Source organism: Embleya sp. NPDC059213 (genome assembly GCF_042754445.1).
GTDB lineage: Bacteria > Actinomycetota > Actinomycetes > Streptomycetales > Streptomycetaceae > Embleya.
This window is the reverse complement of sequence record NZ_JBHZAV010000015.1, coordinates 53,077-73,839: the sequence shown is the minus strand read 5'-3', so window position 1 is coordinate 73,839 and position 20,763 is coordinate 53,077. Positions and strand designations below refer to the sequence as shown.

The 20,763-nt window shown below is 71.3% G+C and carries 15 protein-coding genes; 10 read left to right on the top strand and 5 right to left on the bottom strand.

The window, feature by feature from the left end:
* Nucleotides 1-103 precede the first annotated feature (103 nt).
* From ACFXMF_RS08905 to ACFXMF_RS08875, 7 genes are all read left to right on the top strand, one after another.
* Nucleotides 104-1,873 carry an IucA/IucC family protein gene (locus ACFXMF_RS08905; RefSeq protein WP_360312800.1) on the top strand — a complete coding sequence of 590 codons (1,770 nt, stop codon included), beginning with the start codon at nucleotides 104-106 and terminating at the stop codon, nucleotides 1,871-1,873.
* Between the two features lie 27 nt (nucleotides 1,874-1,900).
* Nucleotides 1,901-2,596, top strand: a complete 696-nt coding sequence (locus ACFXMF_RS08900; protein WP_360312802.1) for a GNAT family N-acetyltransferase — start codon at nucleotides 1,901-1,903, stop codon at nucleotides 2,594-2,596.
* Nucleotides 2,593-4,065, top strand: coding sequence for a lysine N(6)-hydroxylase/L-ornithine N(5)-oxygenase family protein (locus ACFXMF_RS08895; RefSeq protein WP_360312804.1), 1,473 nt, complete (start codon nucleotides 2,593-2,595; stop codon nucleotides 4,063-4,065). The genes ACFXMF_RS08900 and ACFXMF_RS08895 overlap by 4 nt, the downstream gene beginning before the upstream one ends.
* Nucleotides 3,989-5,854, top strand: a complete 1,866-nt coding sequence (locus ACFXMF_RS08890; RefSeq protein WP_379988899.1) for an IucA/IucC family protein — start codon at nucleotides 3,989-3,991, stop codon at nucleotides 5,852-5,854. The genes ACFXMF_RS08895 and ACFXMF_RS08890 overlap by 77 nt, the downstream gene beginning before the upstream one ends.
* Nucleotides 5,855-5,941: 87 nt before the next feature.
* A complete protein-coding gene (locus tag ACFXMF_RS08885) occupies nucleotides 5,942-6,799 on the top strand; it encodes a carbon-nitrogen hydrolase family protein (protein ID WP_360312806.1) in 858 nt (285 codons plus the stop codon).
* Nucleotides 6,800-6,969: 170 nt separating this feature from the next.
* Nucleotides 6,970-7,944: an SGNH/GDSL hydrolase family protein gene (locus ACFXMF_RS08880; RefSeq protein WP_360312808.1), complete on the top strand. Its 975-nt coding sequence runs from the start codon at nucleotides 6,970-6,972 to the stop codon at nucleotides 7,942-7,944.
* 116 nt (nucleotides 7,945-8,060) lie between these two features.
* Nucleotides 8,061-10,121, top strand: coding sequence for an ATP-dependent DNA helicase (locus tag ACFXMF_RS08875; RefSeq protein ID WP_379992099.1), 2,061 nt, complete (start codon nucleotides 8,061-8,063; stop codon nucleotides 10,119-10,121).
* 113 nt (nucleotides 10,122-10,234) lie between these two features.
* On the opposite strand, the gene lexA is transcribed toward ACFXMF_RS08875, so the two are convergent.
* A complete protein-coding gene (gene lexA / locus ACFXMF_RS08870) occupies nucleotides 10,235-10,891 on the bottom strand; it encodes a transcriptional repressor LexA (RefSeq protein ID WP_360312960.1) in 657 nt (218 codons plus the stop codon).
* A 681-nt stretch (nucleotides 10,892-11,572) separates the two neighbouring features.
* Here lexA and nrdR point away from each other — a divergent pair.
* Together nrdR and ACFXMF_RS08860 are read left to right on the top strand one after the other, a co-directional pair.
* Nucleotides 11,573-12,067 carry a transcriptional regulator NrdR gene (gene nrdR, locus ACFXMF_RS08865; protein ID WP_360312812.1) on the top strand — a complete coding sequence of 165 codons (495 nt, stop codon included), beginning with the start codon at nucleotides 11,573-11,575 and terminating at the stop codon, nucleotides 12,065-12,067.
* 119 nt (nucleotides 12,068-12,186) lie between these two features.
* Nucleotides 12,187-15,039: a vitamin B12-dependent ribonucleotide reductase gene (locus ACFXMF_RS08860; RefSeq protein WP_360312814.1), complete on the top strand. Its 2,853-nt coding sequence runs from the start codon at nucleotides 12,187-12,189 to the stop codon at nucleotides 15,037-15,039.
* An 85-nt stretch (nucleotides 15,040-15,124) separates the two neighbouring features.
* On the opposite strand, the gene def is transcribed toward ACFXMF_RS08860, so the two are convergent.
* The 3 genes from def to ACFXMF_RS08845 form a co-directional block, all read right to left on the bottom strand.
* The gene (gene def, locus ACFXMF_RS08855) at nucleotides 15,125-15,802 is read right to left on the bottom strand and encodes a peptide deformylase (RefSeq protein WP_360312816.1); all 678 of its coding nucleotides are present in this window, start codon (nucleotides 15,800-15,802) and stop codon (nucleotides 15,125-15,127) included.
* Between the two features lie 56 nt (nucleotides 15,803-15,858).
* On the bottom strand, nucleotides 15,859-17,478 hold the full coding sequence (locus ACFXMF_RS08850) for a hypothetical protein (protein WP_360312818.1): 1,620 nt from the start codon (nucleotides 17,476-17,478) through the stop codon (nucleotides 15,859-15,861).
* Between the two features lie 155 nt (nucleotides 17,479-17,633).
* Nucleotides 17,634-18,179 carry a hypothetical protein gene (locus ACFXMF_RS08845; RefSeq protein ID WP_360312820.1) on the bottom strand — a complete coding sequence of 182 codons (546 nt, stop codon included), beginning with the start codon at nucleotides 18,177-18,179 and terminating at the stop codon, nucleotides 17,634-17,636.
* A 288-nt stretch (nucleotides 18,180-18,467) separates the two neighbouring features.
* On the opposite strand from ACFXMF_RS08845, the gene ACFXMF_RS08840 reads away from it, so the two are divergent.
* Nucleotides 18,468-19,061, top strand: coding sequence for a TIGR00730 family Rossman fold protein (locus ACFXMF_RS08840; RefSeq protein WP_360312822.1), 594 nt, complete (start codon nucleotides 18,468-18,470; stop codon nucleotides 19,059-19,061).
* A gap of 63 nt (nucleotides 19,062-19,124) precedes the next feature.
* Here the strand turns inward: ACFXMF_RS08840 and ACFXMF_RS08835 are convergent, their stop codons facing one another.
* Nucleotides 19,125-20,726 (bottom strand): hypothetical protein, encoded by a 1,602-nt coding sequence (locus ACFXMF_RS08835; RefSeq protein WP_360312824.1) that lies wholly within the window; start codon nucleotides 20,724-20,726, stop codon nucleotides 19,125-19,127.
* Between the last annotated feature and the right edge of the window lie 37 nt (nucleotides 20,727-20,763).

Sequence of the window (20,763 nt, the reverse complement as noted above, 5' to 3'; positions counted from 1 at the left end):
AACACCGACAAACAATCGATACGGGTCGAAACCTCCATATCCCGAGAGCAACCTCATCCACGGGCATCGACCACCGGGTCGATCGACACCACACGGAGCAGCGATGACCATCGCGGGTCCCGACCCGTCCGCCGTGCGGACGGATCCCGAAGCGGACCACCTCGACGCGCCGCAGGCCCGGCGCGCCGCCGACGGGGCCACGGTCGAGTGCCTGCTCCGCTGCTGGGTGCGCGAACGGGCGCTGCCCAGGCCGCAGTCGAGCATGCTGAGCATCGAGTTGCCCGCGATCGGGCGCACGATCACCGTGCCCGTGCGCTATTGGTCGCCGGCCGGCTGGCATCGCTTCGGCGCCCCGCATCTGGTCGACGAGGGGCCGTTGAACGCGGTCACGCTGGCGCTGCTGCTGGGCGACGAGGCGAGCGCGAGCGGCACCCCGGCGGCCGGTGAGGCGTGCGGGGACACCGCGATCCGGGTCGCCGACTCGGTCACCCACACCGAGCGCTACATCGCCCACCGCCGGGCGCACCCCGAGGACCCGCCCGGGACGACGCCGTTCCTGGCCACCGAGCAATCGCTGGTCCTGGGCCACCCGATGCATCCCACGCCCAAGAGCCGCGACCGGCTCGATCCGGACGAGGACGCCGCGTGGTCGCCCGAGTTGCGCGGCTCCTTCGCGCTGCACTGGTTCGCCGCGGACGCCGACCTGGTCGCGCAGGACAGCGCGCTGGAGCGCGAGGCCGCCGACGTGCTGGCCGAGTTCGCGGGCGAGTTGCGCGCGCCGGAGGGAACCGTGCTGGTGCCCGCCCATCCGTGGCAGGCCCGGGACCTGCCCGGGCGGGCGCACCTGCGGGCGCTGTTCGAGTCGGGCCGGCTGCGCGCGCTGGGCCCCGCCGGCGCCCCCTGGCATCCCACCTCCTCGGTGCGCACCGTCTATCGACCCGACGCCCAGGTGATGCTCAAGCTCTCGTTGGGCCTGCGGATCACCAACTCGCGCCGGGAGAACCTGCCCAAGGAACTGCTGCGCGGGATCGAGGTGCACCGCCTGCTGCGTTCCGGCCTGGAGCACGAACTGCGTCTCGCGCACCCCGAGTTCGACATCGTCCGGGACCCGGCCTGGCTCTCGGTCGCGCCGCCGGAGCCGTTCCCGCGCCAGGACCGTCCTGCCGCCGGCCTGGAACTGGTGCTGCGGGCGAACCCGTTCGGGCCCCGGCAGCGGGTGTCGTGCGTGGCCGCGCTGGTGGCCGAGCGACCCGGGATCGGCCCCTCGCGGCTGGCCCGATACGTGCACGCGCTGGCCGAGCGCGGCGAGCGCAGCCTGGCCTCGGTCGCCGAGGAGTGGTTCGAGCGCTACCTGGCGGTGGTGGCCGAGCCGGTGTTGTGGCTGGACCGGCACGCGGGCGTGGCCCTGGAGGCGCACCACCAGAACACCCTGGTCCTGCTGGACGCGGACGGCTGGCCCGTGGGCGGACGTTACCGGGACAACCAGGGCTACTACTTCCGCGCCTCGCGCGCCGCCGACCTGGCCCGGCGGCTGCCCGCGGCCGGGGTGGCCAGCGACACCCTCGTCGCGGACGAGATCGCCGACGAGCGGCTGGCCTACTACCTGGGCGTGAACAACCTGCTCGGCCTGATCGGCGCGTTCGGCGCGCAGGGCCTGATCGAGGAGTCGGTGCTGCTGGCCCGGCTGCGCACGCTGCTCGCGGCGCACGCGCCCACCTGCGGCGCGGCGCGTTCGCTGCTCACCGATCCCCGGCCGCGCTGCAAGGCCAACCTGATGACCCGACTGCACGGTCTGGACGAACTCGTCGGTCCCGTGGCGACCCAGTCGATCTACGTGCACATCCGCAACCCGCTCGCCGACGCCCCCGCGTAGCCCGGTCCCAGGAGGTCCCGTCCCCGTATGAGCCCGTCATTCCTGTCGTCGCCCGCCGAAGCCCGGCGGCACGACCTCGCCGAGGCCCCGACCGTGCGTCTGACCAACACGCGCCGAAACACCGGGACCCTGGGCGCGGGGCCGGCCGGCCCGCTCGCCGAGGCGGCGCGCTGGGGAGCGGTCCTGCTCCCGGCGGGCCGGTTCTCGCTGCACGAGATCCACACCAAGCGCGACCTGCCGCTGCTGCACGCGTGGATGAACGACCCCGACATCGCCCGCTGGTGGGAGCTGGCGGGAGACGAGGAGGTGGTGCGCCGACACCTGGCGACCCGGGCCGTGCGTACGCAGACCAACGCCTACCTGGGCTGCCTGGACGACGAACCGATCAGCTACTGGGAGTTGTATCGCGCCGACCTGGACGACCTGGCCCGGTACTACCCGGCCCGCCCGCACGACGTGGGGATCCACCTGCTGGTCGGGCCGGCCGCGTGGCGCGGGCGCGGGATCGGCTCGCTGCTGCTGCGCGCGGTCACCGAACTGGTGTTGCGCGCGGCCCCCGACACGATGCGGGTGGTGGCCGAGCCCGACGTGCGCAACGAGGCGTCGCTGGCGGCCTTCGCCCGGGCCGGGTTCGCCCGCCTGGGCGATGTCGAACTCCCGGACAAGCGGGCCGCGTTGATGATGCGCGGACGCGCCGCCCGGGATTCGGGTGCCCGGCGGTGATCGAACGTCTGCCCGCGCCGCGCCGGGCGGCCGACCCCGGGACGGTGGTGTACGACCTGGTGGGGGTGGGCATCGGGCCGTTCAACCTGGCGCTCGCCGCGCTGGCCGACCGGGTCGAGCCGCTGCGCACGCTGTTCCTGGACCGGGCCCCCTCCTTCAGTTGGCATCCGGGGCTGCTCCTGGACGGCACCACCCTCCAGGTGCCGTTCCTGGCCGACCTGGTCACCCTGGTCGACCCGACCAATCCATGGTCGTTCCTGGCCTATCTGCGCGCGCACGACCGGTTGTTCCCGTTCTACTTCGCCGAGCGGCTGCATGTGCCGCGACGCGAGTACGACCACTACTGCCGGTGGGTCGCCGAGGCGCTGCCGGCCTGTCGGTTCGGCAGCGACGTCGGGTCGGTGTCCTGGGAGGGCGACCTGTACCGGGTCGAGTTCGCCGACGTGCGGACCGGCGAGCGGCACCACGTGCACGCCCGGCACGTGGTGCTGGGCATCGGCACCGAACCGGTGGTGCCGGAGCCGTTCGCGGGCCTGCTCGGCAACAACGTCCTGCACGCGGCCCGCTACCTCGACCACCGCGCGGATCTGACCGACGCCCGCGACGTCACGGTGCTGGGCTCGGGGCAGTCCGGCGCGGAGGTCTTCCTGGACCTGCTGCGCCGGCGCACCGGCCCGAGCCGGCGGCTGACCTGGCTGACCCGCTCGCCCGCGTTCGCCCCGATGGAATACTCCAAACTCGGCCTGGAGCACTTCACGCCCGACTACACGCGCTACTTCCACGCGCTGCCCGAACCGGTCCGTGACCGCCTGTTGCCCGAGCAGTGGCAGCTCTACAAGGCGATCAGCGCGGACACCATCGCCGCCATCCACGACGAGCTCTACGAGCGGGGCATCGCGGGCGGGCGGGTGCGCGCGACGCTGATGCCCGACGTCACGGTGACCGCCGCGCGCATCACCCGCGAGGGTGTGGAACTGGGCTGCCGACACGGCGAACAGGACCGCGCCTTCACCGTGCGCACCGACCGGGTGGTGCTGGCCACCGGGTACGCGCAGCGACATCCCGCGCTGTTGGATCCGATGCGGGACCTGATCGCGCGCGACGACGCCGGCCGGCCACTGATCGACGTGGATCACCGGGTCGTGCTCGCCGAGCACGTCACCGGCGGGCTGTACACGCAAAACGCCGAGCTGCACACGCACGGCGTGGGCACCCCCGATCTGGGCCTGGGCGCGCACCGGGCCGCGACCATTCTCAACTCCGTGTGCGGCGACGCGGTCTACCGACTGCCGATCCGTACCGCGTTCACCACGTTCGGCCTGGCCGCGGGCGACACCGAGCCCGCGCGTCGACCGCAGCGAGTGGGCGCGACCGACCCCGCAGAGGTACGCAATGTCGCAGTCGAACCCGGCAGCGGAGCCCATCGAGGCCGAACTGCCGCACCAGGGCGCCCGACACGCCGAACCTGAGCCCGCCTCCCGGGTCCCCGGCGCGCGGCCCGGCGCGCCCGCCGACGACCCGAACGTGTGGCGACGGGTCAACCGGGAGATGATCGCCAAGTCGCTCGCCGAGTTCGCCTACGAGGAACTGCTGACCCCGCTCGCCGACGGCGACACCTACACCGTGGACGTCGCGGGCGATGTGCACTACCGCTTCCGGGCCCGGCGCGGCGCCTACGAGGCGTGGCACGTGGATCCCGCGTCGGTGGTGCGCGAGTGGGAGGGCGGCACCGACCCGGCCGAGGACATGCTCCAGTTCCTGCTGGACGCACACACCGTGATCGGCCTCAGCGGCGACACCGCGGGCCACCTGGTGCGCGAATTGACCGCGACGCTGGCCGCCGACGCGGCCATCGCGGGCGGCGCGGCGGACGCGGCGACGCTGGCCGACCTGGGCTACGCCGAGTTGGAGGGGCATCAAACCGGCCATCCGTGGATCGTGCCGAACAAGGGCCGGGTCGGTTTCTCGGCGAGCGACGCGGCCCGCTACGCGCCGGAGGCGCGGCGGGCGCTGCGGCTGCCGTGGATCGCGGTGCATCGGGACCTGGCGGCCTATCGGGCGGTGCCGGGCCTGAGCGAAGCACGGTTGTACGACGAGGAATTGGACCCGGCGACCATCGAGGGCTTCTGTCGGGTGCCGGCCGCCCGCGGGCTGGAGCCGGACGACTTCCTGTGGTTGCCGGTGCATCCGTGGCAGTGGGACGAGACGATCGCGACGCTGTTCGCGCCGGAGATCGCCGCCGGACGCATTCTGCCGCTGGGCGAGGCCGAGGACCGGCATCTCGCGCAGCAGTCGGTGCGTACCTTCGTGAACCTGGACCGGCCCGCGCGGCGCACCGTCAAACTCCCGCTGTCGGTGCTGAACACGCTGGTGTGGCGCGGCCTGCCCAGCGAGCGCACGCTGGCCGCGCCCGCGGTCACCGACTGGGTGATCGGTCTGCGCGACGCGGACCCGTTCCTGCGCGACGAGTGCCGGGTGATCATGCTGGGCGAGACCGCGTCGGTGACCGTGCGCCACCCGGTGCTGGAGGAACTGCCGGGCGTGCCCTACCAGTACCGCGAACTGCTCGGCGCGATCTGGCGCGAACCGCTGGCCCCGCGGCTGGATCCGGGCGAACGCGCCCGTACCCTCGCCTCGCTGCTGCACGTGGATCCGGCCGGCCGGCCGTTCGTCGTCGAACTGGTCGAACGCTCGGGACTGGCTCCCAGGGTGTGGTTGCGCCGACTCTTCCACGCCCTGCTCCCGCCGCTGTTGCACTGTCTGTACCGCTACGGCCTGGTGTTCTCCCCACACGGCGAGAACACGATCGTGGTCTTCGACGAGCACGACGTCCCGGTCCGGCTGGCGATCAAGGACTTCGTCGACGACGTCAACATCAGCGACCAACCGCTGCCCGAACTCGCCGACCTGCCCGCCGAGGTCGCGGCGGTGTTGCTGCGGGAGCGGCCCGACTACCTGTGCCAGTTCATCCACGCCGCGCTGCTGGTGGGCCACCACCGCTATCTGGCCGATCTCGCGGTGGTACACCTGGGCATCCCGCAGCAGGGCTTCTGGGCGCTGGTGCGCGAGGAGATCCTGGACCACCAGCGGGCGTTCCCCGAACTCCAGGACCGGTACGCGCTGTTCGACCTGCTCACGCCGCGGATCGACCGACTGTGCCTGAACCGCAATCGGCTGCTTCTGGACGGCTACCGGGACCGCCCCACCCGCCCGCACGTGAGCGCGCACGGGAGTGTGCCCAACGCGTTGTGCGGGTGATCCGGACGCCGAGCCCGGCCAGGGTCGCGAACAACCTGTCCGGTTTGCCGATGGTGTGATCCCCATCACGATGCCAGAATGCGGCGGGTGACCGACGTCGCCGAAAACGCGAGGCAACCGCTGAGGGTCGCCGCCGCACAGGCCCAGGCGCGGCCGGGCGACATCCCCGCGAATGTCGCCACGGCCGCGCAACTCGTGCGCTTCGCATCCTCGGCCGGCGCCGACGTGGTGGTGTTGCCGGAGCTGTTCCTGTCGGGGTATGACCTCGATCTGTTCCGGCCGGACGTGAAACCGTGCGACATCGTGCCCGGCGACACCCGGCTCGGCGAACTCCAGGCCGCCTGCTACGCGACGCGCACGGTCGCGGTGGTCGGCGCCGCGGTGCGCCGCGGCGGCGCGCGGACCATCTCGCTCGTGGTGGTCGGCCGGGACGGCGACGCGCACGTGGCGTACGACCGACAACACCTGTGGCACGAGGAACGCGAGCTGTTCCGCCCGGGCGACCACGGCTGCACCATCGAGATCGCCGGCTGGCGACTGGGCCTGGGCAGCGCCTACGACGTGAGTTTTCCCGAACACGTGCGCGCGGCCGTGCACGACGGCTGCGACGCCTACCTGTGCCCGGGGGTGTACACCCGCGGCGACAGCGAGCACCGCCGCGACCTGTACTTCGCCGCCCGAGCGCTGGAGAACACCTGCTACACGGTGGTCGCCAACCACATCGGCGACACCGGGCCGGGCCCGGCGTGCGGACGCAGCGGGGTCTACGGCCCGGACGGGCGGGTGGTGATCGAGGCCGACGGGGAACGGGTGGACGTGGTCGCCGCGACCTTCCAGGACATCGAGATCGACGCCGCCCGCGAGTGCCTGACCATGCTGGAGGACCTGCCGGGGTCGCGGCGCGCGCGGCCGGGGGAGCGCCGCGAGACGATCAAGCTCGACTGAGACCGCGGCGGCGGACCGCGGTGGCGCCACGTGCCCACCGGCGCCCGAGTGACCCGATTCGATCCGGGGCCGTCGGTGCTGGAATCCACGTGCGGGAGCGCCTAGTCTCGCCGGACACCATGACCTACCGGCGGGTAACGGCGGAAGGCGACGACGAGGGGGGAGCGCACATGCGCACAACTCGCAGGGCGATCGCGGGACTGGCCGCACTGACGGCGCTCGTCGCGCTGTCCGCGTGCTCGGACGACTCCGACGGCTCGGACACCTCCGCCGACCGCAAGAGCGGTGCGCCGAGCGCGCCCGCCGCCCCCGGCGGCGACAAGGGTGCCGCGGCGAACCCCAAGGCACTGCCGGCCGCGGCGAGCGGGGCCACCTTCGTCGCGCTCGGCGACTCGTACGCGGCGGGCGTGCAGATACCGGTGATCGTGCCCACCGCGCCGCCCGGCTGCAGCCGCTCGGAGAGCAACTACGCGCACCTGGTCGCCAAGCAGCACAACATCGCCGGCCTCGTCGACGCCACCTGCGGCGGTGCCCGCACGCCGGACATGAGCGCCGGCCAGCAGACCAAGGGCTCGCCGCCGCCGCAGTTCGACGCGCTGCGCCCGGACACCGCGCTGGTCACCCTGGGCATCGGCGGCAACGACATCGGCTTCTCCGAGATCATCACCACCTGCCTGCTGCAAAGCCGCAGCACCACCTCCACCCAACCGTGCACCGACAAGTACACGGCGGGCGGCGGCGACGAGTTGGCCCAGCGCATCGCCGCGACCGGGCCGAAGGTCGCCGCCACCATCGCCGGCATCAAGGAGCGCTCGCCCAAGGCCCGGATCCTGGTCGTCGGCTACCCCACGATCCTGCCGGAGAGCGGCCCCGGCTGCCCCGCCCAGGTGCCGGTCGCCGAGGGCGACCTGCCCTACCTGCGCAAGGTGGTGCCTGCGCTGAACGACATGCTCGGCAAGGAGGCGGCCAAGCAGGGCGCGGAATACGTGGACACCTACACCGGCTCGGCCGGCCACGACGTGTGCCGTCCGGTGGGCACCAAGTGGGTCGAGGGGATCAAGCCGGAGTCGCCCGCCGCCCCGGTGCACCCCAACGCGCTCGGCCAGGAGGCCCTGGCCAAGGCGGTGCTCGCCAAGCTTGGCTGATCGAGGACCGATCCACGGGCCGCGCGACCGGGTGGGAGAAAGCACTCGGGGAGAAGCCGGGCGAAGCGGGCCGCGCGGTCAAGGATGTCGGACGGAGCATCTAGGCTTGTCGCCCGATGAGCGACTCCGACCGTCCCGCGTTGACCGAACTCCTGCACGCCGCCGTTGCCGCCGTCGGCGGAGCGGAGCGGCCCGGACAAGTGTCCATGGCCGAGGCCGTCTCCGGCGCGGTCGCCCGCGCCGAACACCTCCTGGTCCAGGCGGGCACCGGCACCGGCAAATCCCTGGCCTATCTGGTGCCGGCGCTGGCCGCGCGCCGCAAGGTCGTGGTGGCCACCGCGACGCTGGCGCTGCAGCGGCAACTGGTGGAGCGTGACCTGCCGCGCACCGTCGAGGCGCTGCGCCCGCTGCTGCGCCGCTCGCCGACGTTCGCCACGCTCAAGGGCCGAGGCAACTACCTGTGCCTGCACCGGCTGCACGACGGGCCGCCGGACGAGGGCGAGGTGCTCTTCGACCCGGCGCCCACGAGCAAGCTGGGGCAGGACGTGGTCCGGCTGCGGGACTGGGCCGACGAGACCGAGACCGGCGACCGGGACGACCTGAGCCCGGGCGTCAACGACCGGGCCTGGGCCCAGGTGTCGGTGTCCTCGCGCGAGTGCCTGGGCGCCTCGCGCTGCCCGTACGGCGACGACTGCTTCGCCGAGGCCGCGCGCGAGCAGGCCAAGCAGGCCGACATCGTGATCACCAACCACGCGCTGCTCGCGATCGACGCGTTGGAGGACGCGCCGGTGTTGCCCGAGCACGAATTGCTGATCGTGGACGAGGCGCACGAGTTCGCGAGCCGGGCCACCGGGGTGGCCACCGCCGAGCTGAGCCTGAGCGCGGTGGACCGCGCCGCGCGCCGTGCGGGCAAGCTGGCCAACGAGAGCGCGGTGGACAATCTGGACGCCGCGTCGGAGGCGTTCAAGAAGACCATGGAGGGGCGCGAGTCCGGTCGGCTGCGCGAGCTGGATCCGGACCTGGGCTGGACGGTGTCCGCGCTGCGCGACGCGAGCCGCGGGGTGATCACCTCGCTCGGCGAGGTCCGGGACAAGTCGCTGAGCAACGAGGACGCGGCCCGCCGCCAGGCGCTGGCCGGCGTCGAGAACATCCACGACACGTGCGAGCGCATCCTCAAGGGCTCGCCGCACGACGTGATCTGGCTGGAGCGCAGCGAGCGCACCGGCGCGTCGCTGCGGGTGGCCCCGATCGCGATGGCCGGGCTGCTGCGCGAGGCGCTGTTCGGCGACCGCACGGTGGTGCTCACCTCGGCCACGCTCAAGCTCGGCGGCGACTTCCGCGGGGTCGCCGGCAGCCTGGGGCTGACCGCCGAGGGCCTGCTCACCGACGAGCCCGCACCGGTGCCCACCGAGGTGGCGGTGACCGTGGACGCGGGCGACGCGGGCGAGGAGCCCGACGACGAGGCGGATCCGGACACCGATGCGGCGCTCGCGCAGTGGCGCGCGTTGGACGTGGGCTCGCCGTTCGACTATCCGCGCCAGGGCATTCTCTACGTGGCCCGACACCTGCCGCCGCCCGGCCGGGACGGGATGAGCGCGGACACCCTGGACGAGCTGGCCGAGCTGATCGAGGCGGCCGGCGGGCGGGCGCTGGGCCTGTTCTCCTCGCGGCGCGGCGCGGAGGCGGCCACCGAGGCGCTGCGCGAGCGGCTGGAGCTGCCGATCCTGTGCCAGGGCGACGACTCGCTGGCGGAGTTGTTGCGTCGCTTCGCGGCCGAGCCGCGTACCTGCCTGTTCGGCACCCTGTCGTTGTGGCAGGGCGTGGACGTGCCGGGGCCGGCCTGCCAGTTGGTGATCATGGACCGAATCCCGTTCCCGCGCCCCGACGACCCGCTGATGAGCGCGCGGGCGCAGTCGGTGCAGGAGAACGGCGGCAACGGCTTCATGGCGGTCTCCGCCACGCACGCCGCGCTGTTGATGGCGCAGGGCGCCGGGCGGCTGATCCGGGCGATGGACGACCGGGGGGTGGTGGCGGTGCTCGATCCGCGCCTGGCCACCGCCCGCTACGGCGGATTCTTCCGCGCCTCGATGCCGCCGCTGTGGTACACCGAGGACCGCAATCAGGTGCGCCGTTCGCTGGCCGCGATCGACCGGGACGGCCGGGGCGAGCCGAGCTGAACCACTACCGCCGCCCCGGGCGTCGGCGTGCCGCGCACGTGACACGGGCGGTGCCGCGGCGGGATCTCGCCGTAGCACCGCCCGTGGCCGGTATGTCGCCGTCCCCGCTCATCTCAGACCCGTCGCATGACGGCCACCACGCGACCCAGGATGGTCGCCTCGTCTCCCGGGATGGGCTCGTAGGCGGGGTTGTGCGGCATCAGCCAGCGGTGCCCGTCACGGTGGCGCAGGCGCTTGACGGTGGCCTCGCCCTCGATCATCGCCGCGACGATGTCGCCGTTCTCGGCGACCGGCTGGCGGCGCACCGCGACGTAGTCCCCGTCCATGATCGCGGCCTCGATCATCGAGTCGCCGCTCACCTTGAGCAGGAACACGTCACCGTCGCCGACGAGCTGGCGCGGCAGCGGGAACACGTCCTCGATGGACTGCTCGGCCAGGATCGGGCCACCGGCCGCGATCCGGCCGACCACCGGCACGTAGGACGCGGCCTGCGAGCCGCGTTCGGCGTGCGGACCGGCCGGCGCGAGCGGTCGGCCGCCGTCCGGCGAGCGCACCTCGTAGGCGCGCGGGCGGTGCGGATCACGGCGCAAATAGCCCTTGCGTTCGAGGGCCATCAGTTGATGCGCGACGGAAGATGTGCTGGAGAGGCCGACCGCCTCGCCGATCTCCCGCATGCTCGGCGGATATCCGCGGCTCTCCACGGAGGTGCGGATCACTTCGAGGACGCGTGTCTGGCGCGGCGTCAGCCCCCCCGCCGGACGTCGCGTCACACCCCCCTGGACCTGCGCGTTCTCGGTGCCCGGGGCGGGTGCCGGGGGCGGCACGGTGTTGCTGTGCGGGTGTTTCGCGGGGAGGGTTTCGGTGCGGATTCCGGGGTGGATGGCTCCGGTGGCTTCTCCGGTCACGGCTGGCCCTTTCGACGGATTGCTCGCACGTGGAGAACGGTAGTCGGGTTCGAAAGGTTGCGCCAAACACACGTTCGAGTGAATTTAGGCCAATCCAGTGGCGATCATTCGGTTCCCGCTGTAGTAATCGTACATACATTCGAATTCGGCGGGGAAAAGCCATCGTTTCCGGCGCCCGAAATGTCGCATCCGGGGTCGGTGAGCCGCGACACGCGGCCGGGCGAGTCAATTTTCCGCCACCGGCGGGCGGTGACCTGCGGGGATGACGAGAGGTCACCGAAGGCTCTCCGAGTGTCTGCGAGTCGGCTTGCAGCGCTCGGGGTCGCGGTCTACCGTAGCCACTACATCTTGTGGTCGAGGGCGTTGAAAGAACCCACAAGTTGTGGTTGCCGTATATACCATATTCCCGGAGCGCACCGGACGGGCCCCTTCGGGGCGGCCCGCGGGGCGAGGGCGCGGCAACGACCGGCACGCTTCGCCATACCGCGCGCGGCACGCACGGGCAACACGTACGACCTGCGTCTCATCGAGGGGGAGAGGAACCGCATGCACTGCCCCTTCTGTCGACGAGCGGACAGCCGCGTCGTGGACAGCCGGACCACCGACGACGGCGCCGCGATCAGGCGCCGGCGCTCGTGTCCGGACTGCGGACGGCGATTCACCACGATCGAGACCGCCTCGCTCACGGTGATCAAGCGCAGCGGCGTCACCGAACCCTTCAGCCGGGACAAGGTCATCGCCGGCGTGCGCAAGGCCTGCCAGGGTCGCCCGGTCACCGGCGACGCGCTGGCCCTGCTCGGTCAACGGGTCGAGGAGGCGGTGCGGGCCACCGGGTGTGCCGAGTTGACCACCCACGACGTGGGCCTGACGATATTGGGCCCGCTGCGGGAGCTCGACGAGGTCGCCTATCTGCGGTTCGCGTCCGTGTACCGGGCCTTCGAGTCCCTGGAGGACTTCGAGGCCGAGGTCGCCCTGTTGCGCGCCGGCCGCGCGGAGTCGGCGGAGCCCGTGGACGTGGCGGACAGTCCCGCCTCGGACTGACCGCGGATCACCAGAAATCAATTCGGTAGCACACGAACGACGGACCACCCGACCGGTCGGCGGGACATCCCCCGGGATGCTCCGGCCTGCCTACGGCGTTGTTCAAAAGAGGAGACGGCATGACAGAGACGACGAGCGGATCGGCACGCGGTTCCGGTCGGTCACGACCCGGCAAGGGCCTGCGGATCGAGCGCGTGTACACGACCCCCGGAGTCCACCCGTACGACGAGGTGGTCTGGGAGCGTCGTGACGTCGTCATGACCAACTGGCGTGACGGCTCGATCAACTTCGAGCAGCGCGGCGTCGAGTTCCCGGACTCCTGGTCGGTGAACGCGGTCAACATCGTCACGAGCAAGTACTTCCGCGGTGCGGTGGGCACGCCGCAGCGCGAGTCGAGCCTGAAGGAGCTGATCGACCGGGTCGTCAAGACCTACCGCAAGTCCGGTGAGGAGAACGGCTACTTCGCCGGCCCCGCCGACGCGGAGATCTTCGAGCACGAGCTGGCCTACGCCCTCCTGCACCAGATCTTCAGCTTCAACTCGCCGGTCTGGTTCAACGTGGGTACCGCGCAGAAGCAGCAGGTCAGCGCGTGCTTCATCCTGTCGGTCGACGACTCGATGGACTCGATCCTGGACTGGTACAAGGAAGAGGGGCTGATCTTCAAGGGCGGCTCCGGTGCCGGCCTGAACCTGTCCCGGATCCGCTCCAGCAAGGAACTGCTCCACTCCGGCGGCAACGCCTCGGGCCCGGTCTCCTTCATGCGCGGCGCGGACGCCTCGGCCGGGACCATCAAGTCGGGCGGCGCCACCCGCCGCGCGGCCAAGATGGTGGTTCTCGACGTCGATCACCCCGACATCGAGGACTTCATCGACACCAAGGTCAAGGAGGAGGAGAAGATCCGCGCGCTGCGCGACGCGGGCTTCGACATGGACCTCGGTGGCGCCGACATCGCGTCGGTGCAGTACCAGAACGCGAACAACTCGGTCCGGGTCTCGGACGAGTTCATGAACGCGGTCGAGCAGGGTCGCGACTTCGGGCTGCGCGCCCGACTCACCGGCGACGTGCTGGAAACGGTCGACGCCAAGGGCCTGTTCCGCAAGATGGCCGAGGCCGCGTGGGCGTGCGCCGACCCCGGCATCCAGTACGACGACGAGATCAACAAGTGGCACACGTGCCCGGAGTCGGGCCGGATCACCGCGTCCAACCCGTGCTCGGAGTACATGCACCTGGACAACTCGTCCTGCAACCTCGCGTCGCTGAACCTGATGAAGTTCCTGCGTGAGGACGACACCTTCGACGCGGTCAACTTCGCCAAGGTCGTCGAGCTGGTCATCACCGCGATGGACATCTCGATCTGCTTCGCCGACTTCCCGACCGAGAAGATCGGCGAGACCACCCGCGCGTTCCGTCAGCTCGGCATCGGCTACGCCAACCTGGGCGCGCTGCTGATGGCGACCGGCCACGCCTACGACAGCGACGGCGGCCGGGCCCTGGCCGGCGCGATCTCCTCGCTGATGACCGGCACCGCGTACAAGCGCTCCGCCGAACTGGCCGCCATCGTCGGCGCCTACGACGGCTACGCCCGCAACGCCGAGCCGCACAAGCGGGTGATGCGCCTGCACGCCGAGGCCAACGACGCCGGCAAGCGCATGGACGACCTGGACACCCCCGTGTGGGACCTGGCGACCAAGGCGTGGAAGGACGTCGTCAAGCTCGGCGACAAGAACGGCTTCCGCAACGCGCAGGCGTCGGTGCTGGCCCCGACCGGCACGATCGGCCTGATGATGGACTGCGACACCACCGGTGTCGAGCCCGACCTGGCGCTGGTGAAGTTCAAGAAGCTCGTCGGCGGCGGCTCGATGCAGATCGTCAACGGCACGGTCGGCCGGGCGCTGCGTCGGCTGGGCTACCAGCCCGAGCAGGTCGAGGCGATCATCGAGCACATCGCCGAGCACGGGCACGTGGTGAACGCGCCCGGTCTCAAGCTCGAGCACTACGAGGTGTTCGACTGCGCGATGGGTGAGCGCACCATCTCGCCGATGGGCCACGTGCGGATGATGGCGGCGATCCAGCCGTGGATCTCCGGCGCGATCTCCAAGACGGTCAACATGTCCGAGGACGCCACCGTCGAGGAGATCGAGGAGATCTACTTCCAGGGGTGGAAGCTCGGCATCAAGGCACTGGCGATCTACCGGGACAACTGCAAGGTCGGCCAGCCGCTCTCGGCCGGCAAGGGCGAGAACAAGGGCAAGGCGGACGACGGCAAGTCGGTCGTGGCGCCCGTGGTGGAGAAGGTCGTCGAGTACCGCCCGGTGCGCAAGCGCCTGCCCAAGGGTCGGCCCGGCATCACCACGTCGTTCTCGGTGGGTGGCGCCGAGGGCTACATGACCGCCAACTCCTACCCGGACGACGGCCTCGGCGAGGTCTTCCTGAAGATGTCCAAGCAGGGCTCGACCCTCGCGGGCATGATGGACGCCTTCTCGATCGCGGTCTCGGTCGGCCTGCAGTACGGCGTGCCGCTGGAGACCTACGTCTCCAAGTTCACCAACATGCGCTTCGAGCCGGCCGGTCTGACCGACGACCCGGACGTGCGGATGGCGCAGTCGATCGTCGACTACATCTTCCGTCGCCTGGCGCTGGACCACCTGCCGTTCGAGACCCGCTCGGCGTTGGGCATCCACTCCGCCGCGGAGCGCACCCGGCACCTGGAGACCGGCTCCTACGAGCCGGACGAGCCGGCCGCCGTCGAGGACATGCGCACGCTCGCGCAGTCCGCGCCGGTGGACGCCGCGCCCAAGGCCCCGGACCTCAAGCCGGTCCCGGCCGCCGTGCACTCCTCGACCGAGCTGCTGGAGGCCCGCCAGGGCCGCAGCGCGGACGCCCCGCTGTGCTTCTCCTGCGGGATCAAGATGCGCCCGGCCGGCAGTTGCTACGTGTGCGAGGGCTGCGGCTCGACCAGCGGTTGCAGCTGACCTTCGGGTCGGCGGCCGGAACGCCCGAAAGGGGCGGGGAACGGTATCCGTTCCCCGCCCCTTTCGGCGTCGGTGCCTTCGCGGGTCAGCCCGCGAGTTGCTTGGCCTTCGCGTCGCGCTTGGCGAAGACCTCGTCGCGCATCGACTCCATCTCCTTGAGCACGTTCTTGCGCTCGCGCTTGGAGAGGCGGTCGATGTAGAGGTAGCCGTTGAGGTGGTCGGTCTCGTGCTGGAGGCAGCGGGCGAAGTAGCCCTCGCCCTCGATCACCAGCGGGTTGCCGTCCTTGTCCACCCCGCGCGCGATCGCGCGGTCGGGGCGGGCCAGGTCCTCGTGTGGGCCGGGGACGGACAGGCAGCCCTCGCCCGCCTCCTCCAGGTGTCGCTCGGTCGCGGGCAGTTCGTCCAGGACCGGGTTGATCAGGTGGCCGACGTGACGGTGGCCGTCCTCGTCCACGCAGTCGTACACGAACAGCCGAATGCCGACGTCGACCTGGTTCGCGGCCAGGCCCACGCCGTCGGCGACGTACATGGTCAGGAACATGTCGTCGATCAGCGTGTTCAGCTCCTGGGTGCCGAACTCGGTGATCTCGGCGCACGGCCGGTGCAGGACGTCCTCGCCGACCACGGTGACGCGCAGGACCTTGCCGCGGGCGGCCTCGGGCGCCATGGCGGGGTACTCGTCCACCGGGCGGCCCATCACAAAGATCCGGCCTTCTTCGTGATCGTGGTGATCGTGGCTGGAGTGGTCGTGGTGCTCGGCCATCGGTTTGCTTTACCTTTCCACCAGGGCATGAACCCGAATCACCCTACCCGCACCGGTCAGGGCAGGACCGCCGATGCCTTGGCTGTGATGGTGACCTCGCCGGGCTCGGTGACGGTGATCTCGGTCCAACCGTCCTCGGTCTCGCCGATGCTCGTGTTGGGTTTGTCCGCGACGAACCAGCTCGTTCGGTGGATGCGCACGGTGAACGTGCCGGCCTGCTGGGCGAGCAGGGTGAAGCCGCTGGGGGTGATGTCCACGAGCTGGCCGGGGCCGTCCAGCAGCGGAACCGGGTCGGCCACCTCCCAGATCACCCAGTGCGGGTCGGACCACACCGGCACCAGCCAGTCGGCGCCGGCGCGCAGGATCTCCGCCTCGCGCTTGGCGGAGGGGTCCAGCGGCACGTCGGGCAGCGCGATGAAGCGCACCCCGGTCTCGCGCACCCAGGCGTGGTACTGCCCCTCGTCCAAGGTGGGGCCGTAGAGCACCGCGTTGTGCGCGCGGTCGAGCTGGCGCTCCCAGCCGCGGGCGAGCGGCATGTGCTCGGCGACGTAGACCGTCTCCCAGTGGCCGCGGGTGAACGGGATCTCGATCCGACCCACTGGCAGGTTGGCCCGCTCCAGGAAGTCGAGCATGCCGGTGTAGTAGGCCGAGTTCTTGCCGGTGCTGTCCTGGTTGTTGAACGCGACCGCCTTGCCGGCCGAGGAGAACTGCCAGGCCAGCAGCGGGATGGCGAGCAGCACCACCAGCCGCCGGCGGCCCAGCGAGAGCAGCACCACGGCCATCAGCGGGCCGGCACACAACTCGCCGAGCCGGGCCACGTTGCCGCCCACCGCGCTGGGGATCAGGAACAACACGGTGGAGGAGAGCGCGTACAACCACAGGAAGCGGCGCGCGCTGACCTCGGTGCGCGGGACCAGGGCCAGGCCCACGCCCGCGAAGCCCAGGATCGCGGCGAACCGCCACAGCGGGAAGGAGAAGTCGCCGCCGCCGGGGAAGGCCAGCGACATGACCAGGCCGATCACGGCCGGGGCGAGGCTGAACCGGGTCGCCCAGACCCGCTCGGCGGGCACCCAGGCGAGCGCGATCATCAGCAGGAACGCGGCGGCCAGCGGGCTGGCCAGGCCGCAGAACCCGGCCGCGACCGCGGCCCACGCGCGATGCCCGGAGCGGGCCGCCAGGATCGCCATCAGCCCGGCCGCCACGCCGAGCACGAAGGGGGTGCGGCCGATCAGGTATTCGATGCTGACTATCACCGCGAACCAGCAACTGCCGACCCGGCGGGCCAGGTTGCCGCGACCCAGGCGCAGGCGGGAGAACGCCCACGCGGCGGCGACACAGGAGATCGCGGTGAGCAGGCGGGTGCCGATCCCGCCGGCCAGGACCGGGGTGATCACGCTGTAGCCGGGCAGCAGGTGGCCGCCGTACCACTGGTTGTTCCACAACACCGCGCCGTGGTCGCGCACCAGCCAGGCACGGAAGATCTGCGCGGGCCAGTCGGCGCCGTTGATGCCCAGCACGGTCAGCAAACCGACCAGGGCGAGGGTGATCAGGTACGGATGCTCCGCGACGGCGACCAGGACCCCGCGCAGGTGCCGTCGCCAGGTACGGCGGGCGGTGCCGCCCGCATCCGACTTTGGCTCCCCGAGGGGTATGCGGCCGTCCAGAACATGTGTCATGACGGCCTAGTTTTTCAGATCGGGGCCGACGTGGTGCAGGTGGGCACAGTGATGCGACACCGGATTGTCCGATGTATGGCGTGCCATGGCGCAATGTCCACCGTGGAATCACCGGTGCGGCGCGAAAAAATCCTTCGTTCGGATGAAACGGCGGTTCAGACCACGGGGCCGGATGGGGGCTCGGTCGGGTCATCCTCAGGGGGTGGCTCGGGCGGGTTGGGCAGCCCCGCACGGGCGCGCAGGTCGCGCGGGTCGCGCGGACCCTCGATCCGGCGGATCACCGAGAGCGCGGCGGTGTGGAACGCCTCCAGGAACGCCTGTGCGGTGGACGCCGGCCATTCGGCGCGCTGGACCGCGTGCATGTTGTGATCGGTGTCGCACCAGCACGCCACCTCGACGGTGGCGGTGACGCTGACGAACGGTCCGTCGAGCTGCCAGACGTCCAGCCCCAGTTCCAGCCAGTCGCCGTCGGCCTCGTAGAGCAGCAGCGCGGTGCCCAGGATGTGCGGGGACGGCTCGGGCTCGGGCTCGGGACTCAGCGGGTCGGGCTCGTTCCAGAACCAGCGCGCGGGATCGTCGAGAGAGCGGCGCAGATCGAGCGCTTGAGCGGCGGCGACCAGGCGTTCGCGGCCATGGTCGTCGAGATCGGGAAACAGCCGCTCGAACGGGATGTCCGAGGCAGGGCGCTCGGTGGCGGGCACGCGGGCATTCTGCCGTGGCGGGGGGTCTTCCCGTCAACGTCGGGTTGGGTGACCACCGTCGACGTTGGCCGAATTTGCCCTCGTATGCCGGGACTGTACCGCCGCCATATTGCGGGATAGGCGATTCATCGACTCGATGTGGCGGCGGTGCGATGCCCCGCCGTCGGCCGCACCGCGCCGGCCGCCGGCCCGGGGTCCGCGCCGGGTTCCGGGGGTGGGTTGGCAGACTTCGTACCGGACCGGTTCGACACGAACCACTTCGGTGGTCGGCAAGGCAGGGAGCCTGACATGCGGGTAGCGGTGTTCGCGGGATCGGCGTCGGGTGTCTCGCCCCGGTTCCGGGAGGCGGCGACCGAGTTGGGCCGCACCCTCGCGGAGGCCGGCGTCGGGATCGTCTACGGCGGCGGGCACGTGGGCCTGATGGGCGCCGTGGCCGACGCGTGTCTGGCCGGGGGCGGCGAGGTGATCGGGGTGATGCCGCGCTCGCTGGTGGACCGCGAGATCGCCCACCTGGGCCTGACCGAACTGCTGGTCACCGAGACGATGCACGAGCGCAAGGCGGCGATGGCCGACCAGGCGGACGCCTTCGTCGCGCTTCCGGGCGGCGCAGGCACCCTGGAGGAACTGTTCGAGGTGTGGACCTGGCAGCACCTGGCGATCCACACCAAGCCGGTCGCGGTCCTGGAGGTGGACGGCTTCTGGCAGCCGCTCCTGGACGCGCTGGACACGATGACCGCGAACGGCTTCCTCAAGCCGGGGCTGCGCTCGACCCTGCTGGTGGCCGGGGACGGCGCGGACCTGCTGGCCCAGGCGAAGGCATGGCGGCCGCCGGCGCCCAAGTGGGTGGGCGGGCTGGACCCGGCGGCGGCGCCGAAGCCGTGATCGGCGCGGGCCGGTCCGGGTGGACCGGCCCGCGGGAACGGGGCGCCGCCGCCGGGGGTCGCCCTACTTGTCGCCCTTGAACAGCTTCGCGTCGCGCGCGGACACCGTGACCAGTCCCGGCCGGTCGACGGTGATCTCGCTCCACTCGTCCTCGTTCGCCTTGATCACGATCTCGGGCCGGTCGGGGGTCACCCAGAAGGTCGGGTGGATCTTGACCACGAAGGTGCCCGCCGCCTGCGCGTAGAAGGAGAACTTGCTGGGCGTCAGCTCGACCAGCTCGCCCGGCCCGGCCACGATCGGGGTGGGATTCTCCACTTCCCAGATCTGCCAGTGCCCGTCCTTGTCCGCGTAGACCGGCTTGAGCCACGGAATGCCCTTGCGGATCAGGTCCGCCTCGGGCATCGCCGACTTGTCGATCGGGATGTCCGGCAGGGCGACGAAGCGCACCCCCGTGTCGTCGATCCAGTCCCGGTACTCGGCGACGGTCAGGTCCTTCTGGTAGAGCACCGCGTTGTAGTTGCGGTCGAGTTGCCGCTCCCAGCCGCGGGCCAGCGGCATCTTCTCGGCGACGAACACCGATTCCCAGTGGCCGCGCGTGAACGGGATCTCCACCCGGCCCAGCGGGTGGGTGTTGTTCTTCGCCAGGAAGTCGAGCATGCCCGCGTAGTACTGCGGCTTCTCGCCCGGCGAGTCCTTGATGTCGTGGGTGATGGCCAGCGCGGCGGACTGGAACTGCCAGACCAACAACGGCAGGGCCAGCAGCACCACGAGTCGGCGTCGGCCGATCGAGAGCAGGACGACCGCCATCAGCGGACCGGCGGTGAGTTCGCCGAGCCGGGCCAGGTTGCCGCCGAGCGAGGTCGGCACGAAGAAGAAGATCACCGCGGTGGCCGCGTACAGCCACAGGAAGCGCCGGGCGCTCTGCTGTTCCTTGGGCAGTATCAGCAGGCCGACGGCGGCGAAGGCCAGGATCGGCAGGAACCGCCACCACGGGAACGGGAACATGCCCTCGTTGGGGAAGGCGAGCGCGGCGACCAGGCCGAGTGCGGCCGGGGCGAAGCACAGTCGGGTCGGCCAGACCCGCTCCCTGGGCACCCAGGCGAGCGCGACCAGCATCAGGAACGCACCGGAGAGCGGGCTGGAGAGCCCGCACAGCAGGGCGGCGAAGCCGGCCCACAGCGGGTGCCGGCGGCGGGCGGCCAGTATCGCCAGCATGCCCGCGGCGACACCGAGGGCGAACGGGGTGCGGCCGATCAGGTAGTCGACGCTGCACATCACCGCGAACCAACAGCTGCCCACCCGCCGGGCGAACTCGTTCCCGCCGACCCGGAGCTTGTCCCAGGCCCACGCGGAGGTCACGCACGAGATCGCGGTCAGCGTGGCGGTGCCGATCTTGGAGGCGATGACCGGCGCGAGGATGCTGTAGCCCGGCAGCAGGTGTCCGCCGTACCACTGGTTGTTCCACAGGTAGGTGCCGTGGTCGCGGATCAGCCAGGTGCGGAAGTACTGGGCCGGCCAGTCGGGGCCGTTCACGCCGGTGACGATGATCAGGCCGATCAGGCCGACGGTGATCAGGTACGGCCGCTCGACTATCGCGTTCGCGAGTGCCCGAAAACGACGGCGGCCCGCCGGCGCTGCGGGTCGGTCCGTCGCTGGGATTTGCACATCGCTCGTCACATGACCCGAGTTTTCCAGACGCGGG

Excerpts from the sequence above, each read along its gene's own strand:
- ACFXMF_RS08860 (WP_360312814.1), top strand. The coding sequence starts at position 12,187 with ATGACAGAGACGACGAGCGGATCGGCACGCGGTTCCGGTCGGTCACGA.
- ACFXMF_RS08900 (WP_360312802.1), top strand. The coding sequence starts at position 1,901 with ATGAGCCCGTCATTCCTGTCGTCGCCCGCCGAAGCCCGGCGGCACGAC.
- ACFXMF_RS08905 (WP_360312800.1), top strand. The coding sequence starts at position 104 with ATGACCATCGCGGGTCCCGACCCGTCCGCCGTGCGGACGGATCCCGAA.
- ACFXMF_RS08850 (WP_360312818.1), bottom strand. The coding sequence starts at position 17,478 with ATGACACATGTTCTGGACGGCCGCATACCCCTCGGGGAGCCAAAGTCG.
- def (WP_360312816.1), bottom strand. The coding sequence starts at position 15,802 with ATGGCCGAGCACCACGACCACTCCAGCCACGATCACCACGATCACGAA.
- ACFXMF_RS08840 (WP_360312822.1), top strand. The coding sequence starts at position 18,468 with ATGCGGGTAGCGGTGTTCGCGGGATCGGCGTCGGGTGTCTCGCCCCGG.
- ACFXMF_RS08880 (WP_360312808.1), top strand. The coding sequence starts at position 6,970 with ATGCGCACAACTCGCAGGGCGATCGCGGGACTGGCCGCACTGACGGCG.
- nrdR (WP_360312812.1), top strand. The coding sequence starts at position 11,573 with ATGCACTGCCCCTTCTGTCGACGAGCGGACAGCCGCGTCGTGGACAGC.
- ACFXMF_RS08875 (WP_379992099.1), top strand. The coding sequence starts at position 8,061 with ATGAGCGACTCCGACCGTCCCGCGTTGACCGAACTCCTGCACGCCGCC.
- ACFXMF_RS08890 (WP_379988899.1), top strand. The coding sequence starts at position 3,989 with ATGTCGCAGTCGAACCCGGCAGCGGAGCCCATCGAGGCCGAACTGCCG.